This window comes from Massilia sp. HP4, assembly GCF_005222695.1.
Classification (GTDB): Bacteria; Pseudomonadota; Gammaproteobacteria; order Burkholderiales; family Burkholderiaceae_D; genus Telluria.
Genome location: NZ_STGG01000064.1, coordinates 119,374 through 135,520 on the forward strand (window position 1 = coordinate 119,374; position 16,147 = coordinate 135,520).

Below are 16,147 nucleotides of genomic sequence, written 5' to 3' on the forward strand. Positions count from 1 at the left end.
CGCCCTCTCCGCCGCCAGTCCTCTATAAGACATAAGATGGCGTGCGGTTTATTATGCCTCAGTATTCTGCCATATCGGCACGCTATTGACCGAAGGCGCCCCTTATCCGCTTGACGCAACCGATGCCCCTGATTCTCTTTAATAAACCGTTCCAGGTCCTGTGCCAGTTCTCGCCGCAAGAGGGCCGTGAATCGCTGGCCGATTACCTGGATATTCCAGGCATTTATCCCGCCGGCCGGCTGGACGCCGACAGCGAAGGCCTGATGCTGCTGACCGACGACGGCAAGCTGCAGCACAAGATCGCCCATCCCGACCACAAGGAAGCCAAGACCTACCTGGTGCAGGTGGATGGCGTGCCGGATGCCGCCGCCCTGGCGCGCCTGCAGGCGCCGCTCGACCTGGGCGACTTCGTGACCCGGCCCTGCCGCGCGGTGCGCATCGCCGAACCGGAATGGCTGTGGCCGCGCAATCCGCCAATCCGCGCGCGCCAGGACAAGCCGACCGCCTGGATTGCGATCACGCTCGAGGAAGGCAAGAACCGGCAGGTGCGGCGGATGACGGCGGCGGTGGGTTTCCCTACCCTGCGCCTGGTGCGCAACAGTATCGGTCCGTTTTCCCTGTCGACACACCCGCTGATGCCCGGGGAATACACCGAAGTCCGCTTATGATCCGGCCATGAAAAAACCCGCCGACCTCACGGTACGGCGGGTTTTTTATTGGCGCTGCGGATTACGCCAGCGATTCCAGCGCGCTGTTGAAGGTCGCGCTCGGACGCATCACGGCGCTCACCTTGGCTTCGTCCAGCTTGTAGTAGCCGCCGATGTCGGCAGGCTTACCCTGCACTTCCAGCAGTTCGGCGACGATCTTGCTTTCGCTCTCACCCAGCTGCTTGGCCAGCGGCGCGAACTTGGCGGCCAGTTCGGCATCCTCGGTCTGCGCGGCCAGCTCTTGCGCCCAGTACATCGACAGGTAGAACTGGCTGCCGCGATTGTCGAGCTCGCCGGTCTTCGGCGATGGCGATTTGCGGTTGTCCAGCAGCTTGCCGGTGGCCGAATCCAGGGTCTTGGCCAGCACCTTGGCCTTGTTGTTGCCGGTCTTGATGCCGAGGTCTTCCAGCGAGACGGCCAGGGCCAGGAACTCGCCCAGCGAATCCCAGCGCAGGTGGTTCTCTTCGACCAGCTGCTGCACGTGCTTCGGCGCCGAACCGCCGGCGCCGGTTTCATACATGCCGCCACCGGCCATCAGCGGCACGATCGACAGCATCTTGGCGGACGTGCCCAGTTCCATGATCGGGAACAGGTCGGTCAGGTAGTCGCGCAGGATGTTGCCGGTCACCGAGATGGTGTCCAGGCCGCGCGAGACGCGCTCGAGCGTGAAGCGCATGGCGCGCACTTGCGACATGATCTGGATGTCCAGGCCGCTGGTGTCGTGATCCTTCAGGTAGACCTTGACCTTCTTGATCAGTTCATTTTCGTGCGGACGGTATGGGTCGAGCCAGAACACGGCCGGCATGCCCGAGTTGCGCGCGCGCGTCACGGCCAGCTTGACCCAATCCTGGATCGGCGCGTCCTTGACCTGGCACATGCGCCAGATATCGCCGGTTTCGACGTTTTGCGACATCAGCACTTCGCCGGTGGCGAGATCGGTGATGTTGGCCACGCCGTCTTCCGTGATCTCGAAGGTCTTGTCGTGCGAGCCGTATTCCTCGGCTTGCTGGGCCATCAGGCCGACGTTCGGGACGGTGCCCATGGTCTTCGGATCGAAGGCGCCATGCCATTTGCAGAAGTTGATGATCTCCTGGTAGATGCGGGCGAAGGTGCTCTCTGGAATGACGGCCTTGACTTCCTTCAGGCGGCCATCGGCGCCGTACATCTTGCCGCCGGCGCGGATCATGGCCGGCATCGACGCGTCGACGATCACGTCGTTCGGCGAGTGGAAGTTGGTGATGCCCTTGGCCGAATCGACCATCGCCAGCTCGGGACGGTGTTCCTGGCAGGCGTGCAGGTCGCGGATGATTTCTTCGCGCTGCGACGACGGCAGGTCGGCGATCTTGTTGTACAGGTCGGCCATGCCGTTGTTGACATTGATGCCCAGGCTGTCGAACAGCGCGCCGTGCTTGGCGAAGGCATCCTTGTAGAACATGCGCACGCAGTGGCCGAACACGATCGGGTGCGAGACCTTCATCATGGTCGCCTTGACGTGCAGCGAGAACAGCATGCCGGTCTGGTGCGCGTCTTCGATCTGCGCTTCGTAGAAGTCGAGCAGGGCCTTGCGGCTCATGAACATCGAATCGATGATCTCGCCGGCTTGCAGCGCGACCTTCGGTTTCAGGACGATGGTCTGGCCGCCCTTGGTGACCAGTTCCATCTTGACTTCGCGCGCCGCGTCGAGGGTCATCGACTTTTCGCCGTGGTAGAAGTCGCCCTGGGTCATGTGCGACACGTGGGTGCGCGATGCCTGCGACCATGGCTGCATCGAGTGCGGGTTCTTGCGTGCGTATTCCTTGACGGCGCGCGGTGCGCGGCGGTCCGAGTTACCTTCGCGCAGGACCGGGTTCACGGCCGAGCCGATGCACTTGCCGTACTTGGCCTTGATCGATTTTTCTTCGTCGGTCTTCGGATCGGCAGGATAGTCGGGGATATTATAGCCCTTCTCTTGCAGTTCCTTGATCGCGGTGGTCAGCTGGGTGACCGAGGCGCTGATGTTCGGCAGCTTGATGATGTTCGCTTCCGGCGTGAGCGTCTTCTGGCCCAGGTCGGCCAGCGCGTCAGGTACGCGCTGTTCCGGAGTCAGGTTCTCCGGGAAGGCGGCCAGGATACGGGCCGCGACCGAGATGTCGCTGGCTTCGACGGTGATGCCGGCCGGCTTGGTGAAGGTGCTGACCACGGGCAGGAAGGCGTGGGTCGCCAGCAGCGGCGCCTCGTCGGTCAGGGTGTAGATGATGGTCTGATCACTGCTCATGCACATTTTCCTCGGTAATCGCGAACGCTGTCGCGAGTATTAAACTGACAATTGGCCACAGGCAAGACCTTGGCGCTCCGCCTTGGCGCTCCGCCTTGGCGCTCCGCCTTGGCGCTCCGCCTTGGCGCCCCGCCCTGGCGCACCGCGCTGATGGCGGACATTCTACCCCTCCCGACCCCGGGATGGGCAGATCGCAAAGGGATGACCACCAGCCAGTGGCAGCCTTCGCTTCGTCGCGGCAGCGCGCTCAAGTCTTCTATAAGACATAAGACGCGCCATATTATGCCCGAGCTTTGCATGGGATACCAGTTTTTAAGCGTTCGGCAAGGCGATGTACGCGTTAAACATGGATGAGGACGGAACCGTAAAAGCGCCGCGCCAAGCAAAAAAACCCGCCAGGACCGAAGTCGGGCGGGTCTTTCCAACTGCACAGAACCTTGCTGTCGCGGCCCGAGGGCCGCGTCGCAAACGGCTATTAAGCCGACAGTGCTTTCAGGGCTGCAGCCAGGCGGCTCTTGTGACGCGCTGCCTTGTTCTTGTGGATGATCTTTTTGTCAGCGATGCTGTCGATCTTCGACACGGATTGCTGGAAGATGGTGGTCGCAGCAGCCTTGTCGCCGGCCTGGATGGCTTTGCGGACGGCCTTGATTGCGGTGCGCAGGGTCGAACGCTGCGACGAGTTGTGTGCGTTTTGCTTAACTGCTTGACGAGCGCGTTTGCGCGCTTGTGCGGTATTTGCCATGGAATTTCCTAAATCGGGGTCAAGTTGCGTTTGCAAACATTAGCGACTATCAAACTTGCGCCGGGGTGAGCTATGCAATGCCTGCCCAACGATCAGTGTCTGCTAACAGAATTCAGTACAGCCCATGATTATAGCGAAGGTTTCAATTCGGAGCAATTCATAATTCAAAGATTGTCGGTTTACTGTCCTTGCGGGAGTGCCGTCCGGTACGTCAGAACATCCCCGATTCCGACGAGTTGCCCAAGTATAATCTTGCGCCATGAACCTGCTCAGAACCCTCGCCGCCATCTCCAGCATGACCATGCTCTCGCGCGTCACCGGCCTGCTGCGCGAAAGCCTGTTCGCGCGCGCCTTCGGCGCCTCGGCCTATACCGACGCCTTCATCATCGCCTTCCGCCTGCCGAACCTGCTGCGCCGCCTGTTTGCCGAAGGTGCGTTCTCGCAGGCCTTCGTCCCGATCTTGTCGGAATATAAAACGCAGCACGGCGAGGGGGCCACCAAGACCCTGGTCGACCACGTGGCCACCGCCCTGATCTGGGCTACGGTACTGACCAGCATCGTCGGCATCGTCGGCGCCCCGCTCCTGATCGCCGTGCTGGCCGGCGACCTGCGCGACACACCCGGCGCCTACGACGCCTCGGTCATCATGACGCAGATGATGTTCCCGTATATCGCCTGCATGTCCTTCGTCGCGCTGGCAGGCGGCATCCTCAATACCTGGCGCCAGTTCAAGGTGCCTGCTTTTACCCCCGTATTGCTGAACCTGTCCTTCATCTTCGCCTCGCTGGTGCTGGTCAACTACCTGGAGCAGCCGATCTATGCGATGGCGATCGCAGTCTGCGTCGGCGGCCTGTTGCAGGTGGCGATCCAGATTCCGTCGTTGGTGAAAATCGGCATGCTGCCGCGCATCTCCCTCAATCCGATGCACGGCCTGCGCGACGCCGGCGTGCGGCGCATGCTGCGCAAGATGGGCCCGGCCGTGTTCGCCGTGTCGGCGGCCCAGATCAGCCTGTTGATCAATACCGGCATCGCCGCCAGCCTGGCGGCGGGCGCGGTCTCGGCCCTGCAGTATGCCGACCGCCTGATGGAATTCCCGACCGCGATGCTGGGCGTGGCGCTGGGCACCATCCTGCTGCCGTCGCTGTCAAAAGCCAATAGCGAAGGAAATGCCGAGGAATATGCGGCCCTGCTCAACTGGGGCTTGCGCCTGACCTTCCTGCTGGCGCTGCCGGCGGCCGTGGGCATGGCAAGCTTGGCCGAGCCGATGATCGCCACCCTCTTCCACTACGGTAAATTCGACGATGCGGCGCTGGCCAATTCGGCCATGCCCTTGATGGCCTACAGCGCCGGCCTGCTGGGCATCATCCTCGTCAAGATCCTGGCGCCGGCCTTCTATGCGCGCCAGGACGTCAAGACGCCGGTGCGCATCGCGATCATGGTGCTGTTCGCGACCCAGTTGATGAACCTGCTGTTCGTGTTCTGGCTCGACCTGGGCGTGGCCGGCCTCGCCCTGTCGATCGGCCTGGGCGCCTGCATCAACGCCACCTGCCTGTATATCGGCCTGCGCCGGCGCGGCATCTATGCGCCGCAGCCGGGCTGGCTCAAATTCTTCATCAAGCTGGCCGTCGCGGTCAGCGTGATGGGGGCGCTGGCCTGGTTCGGCCAGGCCCAGTTCGACTGGGCCGCGATGAAAGCCACGCCGGCGCTGCGCATCGGCGCCCTGCTCGCCATCATCACGGCCTGCGCCTTCGCCTACTTCGCGGTGCTGGCGGTGCTTGGCTTCAGGCCGCGCGACTTCCGCCGCCGCGCCGCCTGAGATCGTCCGCGCTCAGGACTTGTACTTGACGTTGCAGCCGTAGGGGCGGGTCGTGGCCTGGGCCACGATCTCGCCCTTCACGACCGCTTCCATCGCCGTCTTGAACAGCGGGCTCGCCTTCTCGATGTCTTCCAGCTTGGCCGATGCGATGCTATCGATGCCGCCCGCGTAGCGCAGCACGCCCCTGGCGTCGATCACGTACATATGCGGCGTGGTGCGCGCGTCATACGCCTTGCCGACCGTGCCTTGCGGGTCGAGCAGCACCGCGCTCGGCGCCGCATTGCGGCTGGTCGTCAGCTCGTCGGCCTTCTTGCCGTCCACATGACCCTGCTCGCCCGGCGCCGACGAGATCACGCTCAGCCAGACCACGCCCGCATCTTTCGCCTGCTTCTGCAGGTTCGGGATATTCGCCTGGTAGTGCTTCTTCACGTAAGGGCAATCGTGGTTGGTCCATTCCAGCACCACGGTCTTGCCCTTGTAGTCGGCCAGGCTGTGCTGCTTGCCCTTGCTGTCGACGGCCGTGAAGGCGGGGGCCGGCTGGCCGACGACCGGCGCGGCGAAGACAGGCGCCGCGGCGGCGCCCAGCAGCAGGGCCGCCATCGAAACAGTGCTGCGCAACAGGGTGCGACGAGAGGAAGCTTGCATGACATCTCCTTGTGGATGAATGATTACTGCCCGAACGATTCGGTGACGATGGCCTGGGTCAGCACCGGCGGCAAGACCACCGGTTCTTTCCCGGCCGGATAGAAGGCATAGAACGGCAGGCCGTCGCGCCCGAACGACTGCAAGAATGCCGTGATGGCCGGATCGCGGTTGGTCCAGTCGCCTTTCATATAGACCACGCCGCCGTCCTTCATGGCCTGCTGGACCGCGGCGCTCGACAGGGTCGTGCGCTCGTTGACCAGGCAGGTGATGCACCAGGCGGCCGTCATATTGACGAATACCGGCTTACCGTCGGCGCGCAGCGCGGCCAGGCGCGCTGCGCTATAGGGTTCGGCCTGCGCCGATTGCGCCGATTGCGCGGACATGGCGGCGGCCTGCGGCTCGGCGCCATGCAGCATGACCATCAGGCCGGCGATCCCGGCCACGCCGGCCGCTGCGGCGCCGCGCGGCCACCAGCGCCTTGTCGCTCCATGCTGGGCCAGGCCGGCCAGCCAGCCGACCAGGCCGACCAGCACCAGTCCGGCCAGGGCCATGCGCAGGCCGGCCTCGCCCGCCTGCTGGGCCAATACCCACAGCAGCCAGGCCGCGGTCGCATACATCGGGAACGCCATCGCCTGGCGCAGGGTCACCATCCACGCGCCGGGCCGCGGCAGGCCCCGGGCAACGGACGGGAAAACGCCCAGCAACAGGAAAGGCAGGGCCAGGCCGAGGCCCATCGCCGCGAACACCACCAGGCTCACGTAGGCAGGCGCCACCAGCGCCGAGCCGATCGCGGCGCCCATGAATGGCGCGGTGCAGGGCGTGGCCACCACCACCGCCAGGAGGCCGGTGAAGAAGCTGCCCGCATGGCCCTTGCGCTCGGCGAGGCCCTGGCCCGCGCCGGCGAGCGCGCCGCCGATCTCGTACACGCCGGACAGGTTCAGGCCGATCGCCAGCATCAGCCAGCACATCGCCGCCACGAACAGCGGCGACTGGAACTGGAAGCCCCAGCCGACGGCGCTGCCGCCCGCGCGCACCGCCAGCAAGGCCAGGGCCAGCGCCATGAAGGCGGCCAGCACGCCGAGGGTGTAGAACAGGCCGGACAGGCGCACTTCGCGCCGGTCGCCGCCCGACATGCCGGCCACCGCCGTGGCCTTGATCGCCAGCACCGGGAACACGCAGGGCATCAGGTTCAGGATCAGGCCGCCCAGGAAGCCGAACAGCGCCATCTGCCACAGCGGGAGCGTGGCCGGCGCATCGGTCGTGGCCGGCGCCGCCGCTGCAGGCGTCAGCGCGAGTGCGAACCAGCGTTTCTGCCCACCGCCGTCCGTGATCGCCAACAGGCCGGCGGATGGGCCGGGCGTATAACCCTGGCCCCTGGTCGTCGCCAGCGTGAGCCTGCCCTCTTCCACTTCCAGGGCCTGATCGGCGACGTGGTCGACCACGCCCCAGCTGTCCGGGAAATACAGGGCCGATTGCACCGAGGCCGGCGCAATGCCTTCTCCCTCGACAGCCAGTTGCAGGGTCGATTCGCCGGCGCTCACCGTGGCGCGCCAGTCGGCAGGCTGCGGCTGGCGTGCGTCGGCGATCCTGAATGCGGCCAGGACCTCGGCGCTGGCGGGGCGCGCGCTCGCTTCCACCGGCAAGACCAGGCGAAACTTGCCTTCTTCGGGAATGCACTCCTTCTCGCACACCACCCAGTCGGCATTTGCCTCGAGCACCAGCCGGCTGCCGGGCCGCGCATCCCGCGGCACCTCCAGGGCCATCGGGAACACGATCTCGTTTTCGTAGCCGTAGCTGGCGACCGGGCCGATGATGAAGCGGTCCGGGCCCGGCCAGGCGATCTCGCCCACCGTGGCGCCGGCCGGCGCGTCGAATGCGATGCTCGGCGGCGAGCCGGCGTCGCCCGGGTTCTTCCAGTAGGTGTGCCAGTGCGGCGCCAGGCGCTGGCGCAGGCCGATGCGCAATTCCTGGCCCGGGCTCACGGCGGCGTATTCGCTCACCAGCGATACCGTGGCGCGCGCGCTTTGCTGCACATTGCTCTCGGCGGCCAGGGCCAGCGCCGACGTCAATACGAGCCACAGCGCGACGGCCAGGCCGCGCCAGGACGTTCGGGCAGGTCGATGTAAAGACAGTAGCATGCGATTGTCGGTCATGGCAGGCAGTCGTGCAAAAGTATCACGTTGCCTCATTCCCGATCAACCGCTTCGCTCTCCTCTTCCTGTTCCGGCGGCGGCGTTTCTTCCACCGGCTCGGGCTCGGGCTCGGCCTCGGGCGGCGGCGTGGAAGGCGCTTGCGCCGGCGGGGGTTGCGGCTGCTGCTGCGGCGGCTGCGCACCGGGGCCGCCCGATTGCGTGTTCGTGACGACCGGCGCCAGGCTGCGCTCGCCCGCGCCGAAGCGCCACTCCGACACCGTCTCCTTGTTGTCCAGGCCCTTGAAGCGGCTGTCGAAGTTCGCGATCTTGAGCGGCTTCGCCGGCGACAGGCTGTGGATGGCGACCACGCCCGTCTCGCCGCCGGCCAGGTAGACGATGCCCCACTCGGCCTTGCCGGTCAGCGGATCGACGTAGACCTTGCGCAGGTGGCGCCGCACGGCGGGCGAACGCGGGTCCTTCAGCAATTCGGCGAGCGACGGCGGATAGGGCGAGGCGCCGGGCGGCGTGGCGGCGGCGTAGCTGTCCAGCGCCGCGCTGAAGGCGGCGCCGATCTCCAGCAATTCTTCCTCGGCCGCGGCGCGCTGCAGGAGCGAGCCGATCTTGAGCGTGGCCGCGCCCACCAGGCCGATGATGGCGACAAAGATGATCAGGCCCAGGTAGGTGAAGCCCGACTGGCGCCCCGTCACCATTCGATGTAGGGTCGCCCGCGCCGGTCGTTGCCCGGCGCGCCGCTGCGCACATTCGAGAATCCCCCCTGCTCGCCCTCTTGCGGCGCCTCGAGCAGCCAGGTCTCGCGGCTTTCGGTGACCGGGTCGAGCGGGATCTCGCGCAGGTATTTTTCTTCCACCAGCTGCTCGAGCGATTCGGGATAGCGTCCGGTGTCTGAGCGGTACTGGTCGACCACGGCGCGCGTATTGCGCAGGTTGTCGGCCAGGATCGTCTCTTTCGCGCCGTCGATGCTCGGAAAAAAGCGCGGCACGGCGAGCGTGAGCAGCAGGGCCACGATGCCCAGCACCACCAGCAATTCGATCAGCGTGAAACCGCGTGCGGATTTCATCCGGTTCACCATTTATTGTAGGGGATGCCGTTCAGGCCGACCCGCTCCGAGGTCGAGTACACATCGTAGACGTCGTCGCCCTCTTTCGGCTCGTCGGCATCGCTGGCATAACTGCGCTTGCCCCAGGTGGCGGCGTCAGTCAGCCCGGCATCGCGATTGAACGGGTCGCGCGGCAGGCGCCGCAAAAAATAGATCCTGGCCTGCTTCGGGCTGCGCAGGTCGGGCATGCCCTCGACCAGCAGCTCCAGGCGTTCCGGGTAGCCGCTAGCGTCGGCCGCCTTCGTCACCCGGCCCTCGTCGCCGGCTTTCTTGAAGGCGTCCAGGCCCTGGCGGATCTCGCGCAGCGCGCGCCGCAATTCCTGCTCGTCGCGGCGCTGCACCGTGACCTCGGCCACCGGCAGCACCAGGGTTCCCAGCAGCGCGAGGATGGCCAGCGTGACCAGCAGCTCGATCAGCGTGAAACCGCGCTGCGCCTGGACATTCATCGCTGTGGGATCGGCGGATTGACGCCTGGCGGATAGGCGGCCGGGACGATCTCGGGTTCGGCCACTGGTTCAGGCGCGGGCGGAGGAACCGCCGCGCCCGGCGGCGCCGATGGCGGTGAACCCAGTTGCGGCGTGGCCGGCAGGGCCGACGGCGGCACCGAGAAGCTCGGCATGGCATCCGGCGGCGGCGCCACCGGCGTCGTCTCGACGGCCGCCGCCGGGGCTGGCGCCGGGGCGCGGGTCGGCGCGTTCGTGACCTGCACCCGCACCGCATTGTCCGGACGGCGGCGGAAGCTGGCCTCGGTGCCGGCGCCGAATTCGGACGCCGACGCCGGTGGCCGCTGCACCGCGCGCACGATGCGCGGCGTGATCGACAGCACGATCTCGGTGCGGCTTTGCTGGTCGCTCTTGCTGCCGAACAGGCGGCCGGCGATCGGCAGGTCGCCGATGCCCGGCACCTTCGTACCGCTGCTGCGATCCTCATTATTGATCAGGCCGGCCAGCACCTGGTTCTCGCCATCCTTCAGTTGCAGCAGGGTGGTGGCCGAGCGGGTGCCGATGCGATAGGCAACGCTGCCGTTGATGGTCTCGGTCTTCTCGCCCAGGGTGCTGACCTCGAGCCCGATGCGGATCGCCACCTCGCTATTGAGGTAGATGGTCGGTTCGACGTTCAGGGTCAGGCCGACGTCGATGTAGTTGATGTTTTCGGAAGCAAAGCCGCCGATGCCCGACGAGACGGTGGCCGAGATGTTCGGGATCTTGTCGCCGATAACGACCTTGGCCTTCTCTTTGTTGCGCACGCGGATGCGCGGATTGGCCAGGGTATTGGTGTCACCGTCGACCTTCCTGGCATTGATCGTGGCCCCGATCCCAGCCACCGTGATGTTGCTGCTGTTGAAATTGCGCAGCTCGTCGATCGTCAGCCGATTGCCGCTCAGCGTTTGCAGGGGCGCGAACGACAGGGAGGTCGGCCAGGCGATGCCGAGGTCCATCTCGCGGCTGCGCCGGATCTCGAGTACCTCGACGTCGAGCATGACCTCGGGCTCGGGCACGTCTTGCAAGGCCACCAGCTGGGTCGCGATGCGGATCGCTTCCGGGTTGTCGCGCAGGATCACCAGGTTCAGCTTCTCGTCGACCACCACGTCGCGCGCCTTGAGGATGGTCTTGAAGGTGTTGGCGATGCTCTTGGCTTCGGCGTTCGCCAGGAAGAAGGTCTTGACCGTCATCTCCTGGTATTCGCGCACCTTGGCCGCCACGTTCGGATAGATCAGGACCGTGTTGCCGTCCATGACCTGGCGCTCGAGCTGGTTGGTCATCAGCAGGTAATACACGGCCGCCTCGACCGTGCTGTCCTTGAGGAAGATCGAGGTGCGGACATCGGCCTTGACGTCCTTGTCGAAGATGAAGTTCAGGCCCGAATGGCGCGCGATGACCTCGAACACCTGCTTGAGCGGAGCGTCGCGAAACTCCAGGCTGATCGGCTTGCGGTAGCTGGCCGCCAGCGCCACCTGCGCTTTCGGCACGGCCGCCGCCTTCTCTTCGACCTCTCGCAGCAGCCGGCGCGCCGCCTCATGCGAAGGCCGTTCGGTGAGCACCGCCGCCAGCTTGTGGCGCGCGGTGTCCGGGTCGTCCTTGTCGAGGGCGGCCCTGGCCTCGCCGATGGCCGCCGCGTGACGCCGCTCGGCCTCGACCTGGTGAAGGCCGGCGCGGGCGCGGTCGTTGACCGGGTCGATCGCCAGGACACGGCGAAAATCCTGGATCGCAAGGTCCACCTGGCCGGCCGCCAGCGCGCGCTCGGCCTGGTCCACCAGGCGCACGGTGGCGCCGTCGCGTGCGCGCAGCCAGGCCGCCTTGTAGACCGGGTTGTCCGGCTCGGCCGCCAGCGCTTCCTGGTACTTGGCTAGGCCGGCGCCGACCTGGTCCTGGGCCACCAGCGCATTGCCCTCCTGGTAGGCGCGCTGGGCCGCGCACCCTGCGAGCAGCAGTGGCAGCACGAGCAGTGCCAGGCCTTGAATCCGGGTTCGCACCATCAATCGAATACTCCAATATTGAGCTGCTGGGCTTGTCCCAGCGGCAGGTAAGTCAGGGTCAGCACCGGTGGGCGGATCGCGTCGACGCGGTAGGTGCCGTCGATGGTGATGCCATCGCGCACGAGATAGGTGCGTTCGCCGCGCGCCAGGTAGATCTCCCATACGCCGTCCTGCAGCGACTTGCCCAGGTAGGTGAACGGCAGCGGCGGCGCGCTCGGCGGCGGCGGCGGCGGCGCGTTCGAGGGCGGCGGCGGCGGGGGCGTCCAGTCATGGCGCGCGAACAGGCTATTCTCGCCTTCCCCGAAGCGCTCGCCGCTGGCGCCGATCAAGGTCTCGCGCGGGACCAGGCGCGCGATCGCGATCTCGTCGCTGCTTCTTGCAGACGATGCGGACGATGAGGCGGTGCGCGCCGGCGCCGGCGCGGTGGCGGCCGCACGCTCGACCGGCTCGGCCAGTGCGGTGTCCGGCGCATTGTCGCCAAACAGCACCAGGCCGGCGGCCAGCGCCAGCGCCGCGCCCATGGCGATATGGCGCGGTTTCAAGGCTTGCCTCCCTCGGCGAGATAGAAGGTCAGGCGCAGGCGCGCCTCCACCCCGTCCTGGCCCACGCTGTCGCGGCGGAAGGCGACGTCGTCCAGCGAGGCGTGCGGGATCACGCGCAGCACGTCCATCGCGAACTGCCAGATCGCGCCATAGCTGCCCTTCACCGGCAGGTTGACCTGGTAGGCGATCAGCTTCGCATTGCGGTCATTGCTGGCCCGGTATTCGCCCTGTCGCAGCGCCAGCCCATGGCGCGCGGCCAGCGCGAACACTTCCTTCAACTGGCGCTCCACGCCGCGGCGCTCACCCAGGGTGGCATAGAAATCCTGCAGGTTCTGATCCCTGCCGGGCGGCGGCGCGGCCGGCGCCGCGCGTGGCGGCAGCGGCGTGCGCGCTGCCTGGCGCGCCGCCTCGTAGTCGGCATTGAGCCTGGCGCGCGCCGGCACCAGCGCCACTTGCGCGGCGGCGCCGGCCAGCAGCAGCGCCAGCACCAGCGCCACCAGCGGATCGACCCGCGCCAGCAGCAGGCGCGCGCGCAGCAGCAAGGCGCCCGCTTTCATGAAGCCTCCCACTGCACGCTGACCTGGAACCGCAGCGGGCGGTTCGGGTCCTGCTCCATCACTTCATGGCGCAGCAGGACCACGCTGCTGAACCATTCCTCGGCCTGCAGGCGCGTGATATAGGCCAGCATCTCATCGCTCGAGCGCGCTTCTGCGCTGATGCGCACCGTGCGCCGTTTCGCATCCGGTTCCAGCGCCAGCAGCGCAATCGTGTTCGGCGTGGCCTCGCCCAGCGCTGCCGCCAGGTCGCGCCACGGCAGGTTCAGTTGCAGGATGGCGGCGTTCACGGCCCCGGCCTGGGCCGGCGACACCGCGATCTTCGGCGCCGCCGGCGCCACCACCGGGGGCGGCGCGCTGCGCGCGGCCAGCGCCGCCTGCAAGTCGCGCAATTGTTCTTGCTGTTCCAGGTAGCGCTGGCCCAGGAACAAGGCCGGGAGGCACAGCGCCAGCACTGCGGGCGCCATGAACACCAGGCTCGGCGGCGCGCGGAACAGGGTGCGGCGCAGGCCCGGCGGCGCGAAATCGATGCGGGTGCGCTTCATGCCGGTACTCCGGTGCGCGCCAGGCGCGCCAGTTCCGACCAGTCGTCGACCTGCTCGAGCAGGCTGCAGGCGAACTTCAGACGTCCCGGGCTGCTGGCCCAGGCCGCGGGCGCGGCGCCACTCAGTTGCAGGCGTTCGGGCCGCGCGATGCCGACCCGCAGCGCCTCGCGCGCCACATGGGAATCGAGCCAGTCGCGATCGGCGCCGGCCGGGATCGGGCTGCTGCGCACCGCCGCCAGCTTGCGGCCTTCATAGGCCGCCAGCGACAGCACGCCGCCGTGGACCAGGCCGAACCAGGCCCCGCTCCTGCGCTCGCGGCGCCAGGCGTTCATCGCGGCGACCAATTGCGGGCTGACCTCGACCAGGTGGAAGCCGTGTTCATGGGCCGCCAGCGCCAGCGCATCGAGCAGGGCTACCGGCGCGGCCGCGGCCAGGAAAGGATCCGCCGCATCCCAGTCGGCGCTGATCTTCCACTCGGCCCCGTTAGCGCCGAACAGGTGCTGGAAGCGCAGCGCGGCGGCCGCCTCCAGGTCGCCCATGCGGGTCGCGCCCGGCGGCGGCGCGACCTGCCACAGCCGCACCAGTTCGTCGGCCAGCACCACGCTGACCGGCCAGCCCCTGACCGGCAGGTCGGCAAACAGCAAGCGCAGACCCGGAGCCAGCGCATCGGGGGCGAACAGGTCGAGCGGCTGCTCGGACAGGGCCAGCGGCGCCCCGCCGAACAGGCGGCCGGTCTTGACCAGGGCCAGGCCGTTGGCGGCCACGCCGATCCGCAGGGCTTGGCCCAGGCGCGGCAAGGATGGGGCGAAATGCAGTCTACGCATGCAGGGTTACCCGCTTGATCTCGTCGATCGTGGTGGCGCCGCGCCGCACCAGGTCGAGCGCCGCCAGGCGCAGGCTGCGGGTGCCGTTGGCATGGGCCGCGGCCTTGATGCGGCGGATCGGCTGCTTGTCGACGATCAGCTCGCGGATCTCGTCGTTCAGGGTCAATATCTCGGCAATCGAACGGCGGCCTTTATATCCGGTGCCGCGGCAATCGCCGCAGCCCTTGCCGCGCATGAAGACATACTCCGCGACTTCCTCGCGCTGCAGGTGCACCGAGGCCAGCTCCTGCGCCGACGGATCGTAGCGCTCGGCGCAGCGCGGGCAGCACATGCGGATCAGGCGCTGGGCCCAGATGCCGTTCAGGGCCGAGACGAAGGCATAGGGATCGATGCCCATATGGGTAAACCGCCCGAACACGTCGAACACATTATTGGCGTGGACGGTCGTCAGCACCAGGTGGCCGGTCAGGGCCGACTGCACCGCGATCTCGGCGGTCTCGCGGTCGCGGATCTCGCCCACCATGATTTTATCCGGGTCGTGGCGCAGGATCGAACGCAGGCCCTTGGCGAAGGTCAGCCCCTTCTTTTCATTGACCGGGATCTGCAGGATGCCGGGCAGCTGGTATTCGACCGGGTCCTCGATGGTGATGATCTTCTCGCGGCCGTTGTGGATCTCGGTCAGCGCCGCATACAGGGTGGTGGTCTTGCCCGAACCCGTGGGCCCGGTCACCAGCAGCATGCCGTAGGCTTCCTGGGCCAGGTGCCGCAAGGTGACCAAGGACGGCGCATCGAAGCCCAGCGCCTCCAGCGTGAGCGAACCATAGGCCTCGATCATGGCGCGCTTGTCGAGGATACGGATCACCGCGTCCTCGCCGTGGATGCTGGGCATGATCGAGACCCGCAGGTCGATGTCGCGCCCGCCGGCCTCGACCCGGAAGCTGCCGTCCTGCGGAATGCGGCGCTCGGCGATATCGAGTTCGGCCAGCACCTTCAGGCGCGAGATGATGTGCTCGGCCAGTTCGATGCCGCCCACGGTGGCCGCATGATCGAGCACGCCGTCGACCCGGTACTTGACGGCCAGGCCGCCGGCCGTGCTTTCCAGGTGGATGTCCGAGGCGCCCGCCTTGAGCGCATCGTACAGGGTCGAGTTGACCAGCTTGACGGCCGGGCTGCCCGCTTCCGACACCGAGGCAAAGGACAGCACGGTGCCGCTCTTGCCGTCGCGCCGCGCATCCTGGGCGCCGCCCACCAGCGAATCGACGGCGCGCGCCGATTCTTCCTGCTTGGACAGATAGGCCTGGATGTCCGATTGCAGCGCCAGGCACAGGGCCAGGGGCTGCCTGGCGCTGGCGCGCGCCTGGGCTCCGAGCCAGGTCTGCAGGTCAAGGTCGAACGGGTCGGCCAGCACGCCGGTCAGGCGTCCGTCGGGATGGCGCAGCAGCACGCAGTGGCGCGACAGGGCCTGGGCCAGCGGCAGCAGCTCGAATGCCGGGACCAGCGCCAGCATATCGCTGGTCTCCAGCACCGGCAAGGCGAACGGCGCCGCCAGTTCGCGCACCAGCTCACGCGGATCGCGTCCGCTCAAGGCTTCCAGCTCGGCCACCAGGCCGCGCCGCGACACGCCGCTGGCGGCGCGGGCGCGCGCCAGCAGCGCCGTGTCGAACGGCTCGGCGTGGCCGGCATCAGGTGCAGGGTTTTTATCAGTTCGCCGATACATGTTTAGAATTATTCAAACCTATTCAAATAGATTAGGTTTGCCTGTTGATTTCGCTATCCCGCATGATCCATGCATG

15 protein-coding genes are annotated in these 16,147 nt (G+C 66.9%); 2 read left to right on the forward strand and 13 right to left on the reverse strand.

Annotation, left to right across the window (positions count from 1 at the left end; translation table 11 throughout):
- Positions 1 to 122: 122 nt before the first annotated feature.
- On the forward strand, positions 123 to 668 hold the full coding sequence (locus tag E8M83_RS23375; RefSeq protein WP_137175752.1) for a pseudouridine synthase: 546 nt from the start codon (positions 123 to 125) through the stop codon (positions 666 to 668).
- A 61-nt stretch (positions 669 to 729) separates the two neighbouring features.
- On the opposite strand, the gene E8M83_RS23380 is transcribed toward E8M83_RS23375, so the two are convergent.
- Both E8M83_RS23380 and rpsT read right to left on the reverse strand, forming a co-directional pair.
- Positions 730 to 2,961 (reverse strand): NADP-dependent isocitrate dehydrogenase, encoded by a 2,232-nt coding sequence (locus E8M83_RS23380; RefSeq protein WP_137175753.1) that lies wholly within the window; start codon positions 2,959 to 2,961, stop codon positions 730 to 732.
- A gap of 475 nt (positions 2,962 to 3,436) precedes the next feature.
- Entirely contained in the window at positions 3,437 to 3,703 is a 267-nt protein-coding gene (gene rpsT / locus E8M83_RS23385) for a 30S ribosomal protein S20 (RefSeq protein WP_005669248.1), read from the reverse strand.
- Between the two features lie 259 nt (positions 3,704 to 3,962).
- Between rpsT and murJ the strand changes: the two genes are divergently transcribed.
- Positions 3,963 to 5,519 (forward strand): murein biosynthesis integral membrane protein MurJ, encoded by a 1,557-nt coding sequence (gene murJ / locus E8M83_RS23390; protein ID WP_137175754.1) that lies wholly within the window; start codon positions 3,963 to 3,965, stop codon positions 5,517 to 5,519.
- Between the two features lie 12 nt (positions 5,520 to 5,531).
- Here murJ and E8M83_RS23395 read toward each other — a convergent pair whose 3' ends face one another.
- From E8M83_RS23395 to E8M83_RS23445, 11 genes are read right to left on the reverse strand one after another with little or no spacing between them, the layout of a single operon-like run.
- Positions 5,532 to 6,164 carry a redoxin domain-containing protein gene (locus tag E8M83_RS23395; protein WP_206077512.1) on the reverse strand — a complete coding sequence of 211 codons (633 nt, stop codon included), beginning with the start codon at positions 6,162 to 6,164 and terminating at the stop codon, positions 5,532 to 5,534.
- A gap of 23 nt (positions 6,165 to 6,187) precedes the next feature.
- Complete coding sequence (locus tag E8M83_RS23400) at positions 6,188 to 8,317, reverse strand: protein-disulfide reductase DsbD (RefSeq protein ID WP_229491841.1); 2,130 nt, start codon at positions 8,315 to 8,317, stop codon at positions 6,188 to 6,190.
- Positions 8,318 to 8,349: 32 nt separating this feature from the next.
- The gene (locus tag E8M83_RS23405) at positions 8,350 to 9,006 is read right to left on the reverse strand and encodes a type II secretion system protein (protein ID WP_137175755.1); all 657 of its coding nucleotides are present in this window, start codon (positions 9,004 to 9,006) and stop codon (positions 8,350 to 8,352) included.
- Entirely contained in the window at positions 9,000 to 9,374 is a 375-nt protein-coding gene (locus E8M83_RS23410; protein ID WP_373995069.1) for a type II secretion system protein, read from the reverse strand. Before E8M83_RS23410 ends, E8M83_RS23405 begins: the two co-directional genes overlap by 7 nt.
- Before the next feature lie 5 nt (positions 9,375 to 9,379).
- The gene (locus E8M83_RS23415; protein WP_137175757.1) at positions 9,380 to 9,859 is read right to left on the reverse strand and encodes a type II secretion system protein; all 480 of its coding nucleotides are present in this window, start codon (positions 9,857 to 9,859) and stop codon (positions 9,380 to 9,382) included.
- Entirely contained in the window at positions 9,856 to 11,853 is a 1,998-nt protein-coding gene (locus tag E8M83_RS23420) for a secretin N-terminal domain-containing protein (protein WP_307721867.1), read from the reverse strand. Before E8M83_RS23420 ends, E8M83_RS23415 begins: the two co-directional genes overlap by 4 nt.
- A gap of 35 nt (positions 11,854 to 11,888) precedes the next feature.
- Positions 11,889 to 12,431 carry a hypothetical protein gene (locus E8M83_RS23425; protein WP_137175758.1) on the reverse strand — a complete coding sequence of 181 codons (543 nt, stop codon included), beginning with the start codon at positions 12,429 to 12,431 and terminating at the stop codon, positions 11,889 to 11,891.
- A complete protein-coding gene (locus E8M83_RS23430; protein ID WP_137175759.1) occupies positions 12,428 to 12,988 on the reverse strand; it encodes a hypothetical protein in 561 nt (186 codons plus the stop codon). Before E8M83_RS23430 ends, E8M83_RS23425 begins: the two co-directional genes overlap by 4 nt.
- Entirely contained in the window at positions 12,985 to 13,530 is a 546-nt protein-coding gene (locus tag E8M83_RS23435; RefSeq protein ID WP_137175760.1) for a PilN domain-containing protein, read from the reverse strand. Before E8M83_RS23435 ends, E8M83_RS23430 begins: the two co-directional genes overlap by 4 nt.
- A complete protein-coding gene (locus tag E8M83_RS23440) occupies positions 13,527 to 14,354 on the reverse strand; it encodes a hypothetical protein (RefSeq protein ID WP_229491842.1) in 828 nt (275 codons plus the stop codon). Before E8M83_RS23440 ends, E8M83_RS23435 begins: the two co-directional genes overlap by 4 nt.
- Positions 14,347 to 16,071 carry a GspE/PulE family protein gene (locus E8M83_RS23445; protein WP_137175761.1) on the reverse strand — a complete coding sequence of 575 codons (1,725 nt, stop codon included), beginning with the start codon at positions 16,069 to 16,071 and terminating at the stop codon, positions 14,347 to 14,349. The genes E8M83_RS23440 and E8M83_RS23445 overlap by 8 nt, the downstream gene beginning before the upstream one ends.
- Positions 16,072 to 16,147: the final 76 nt, after the last annotated feature.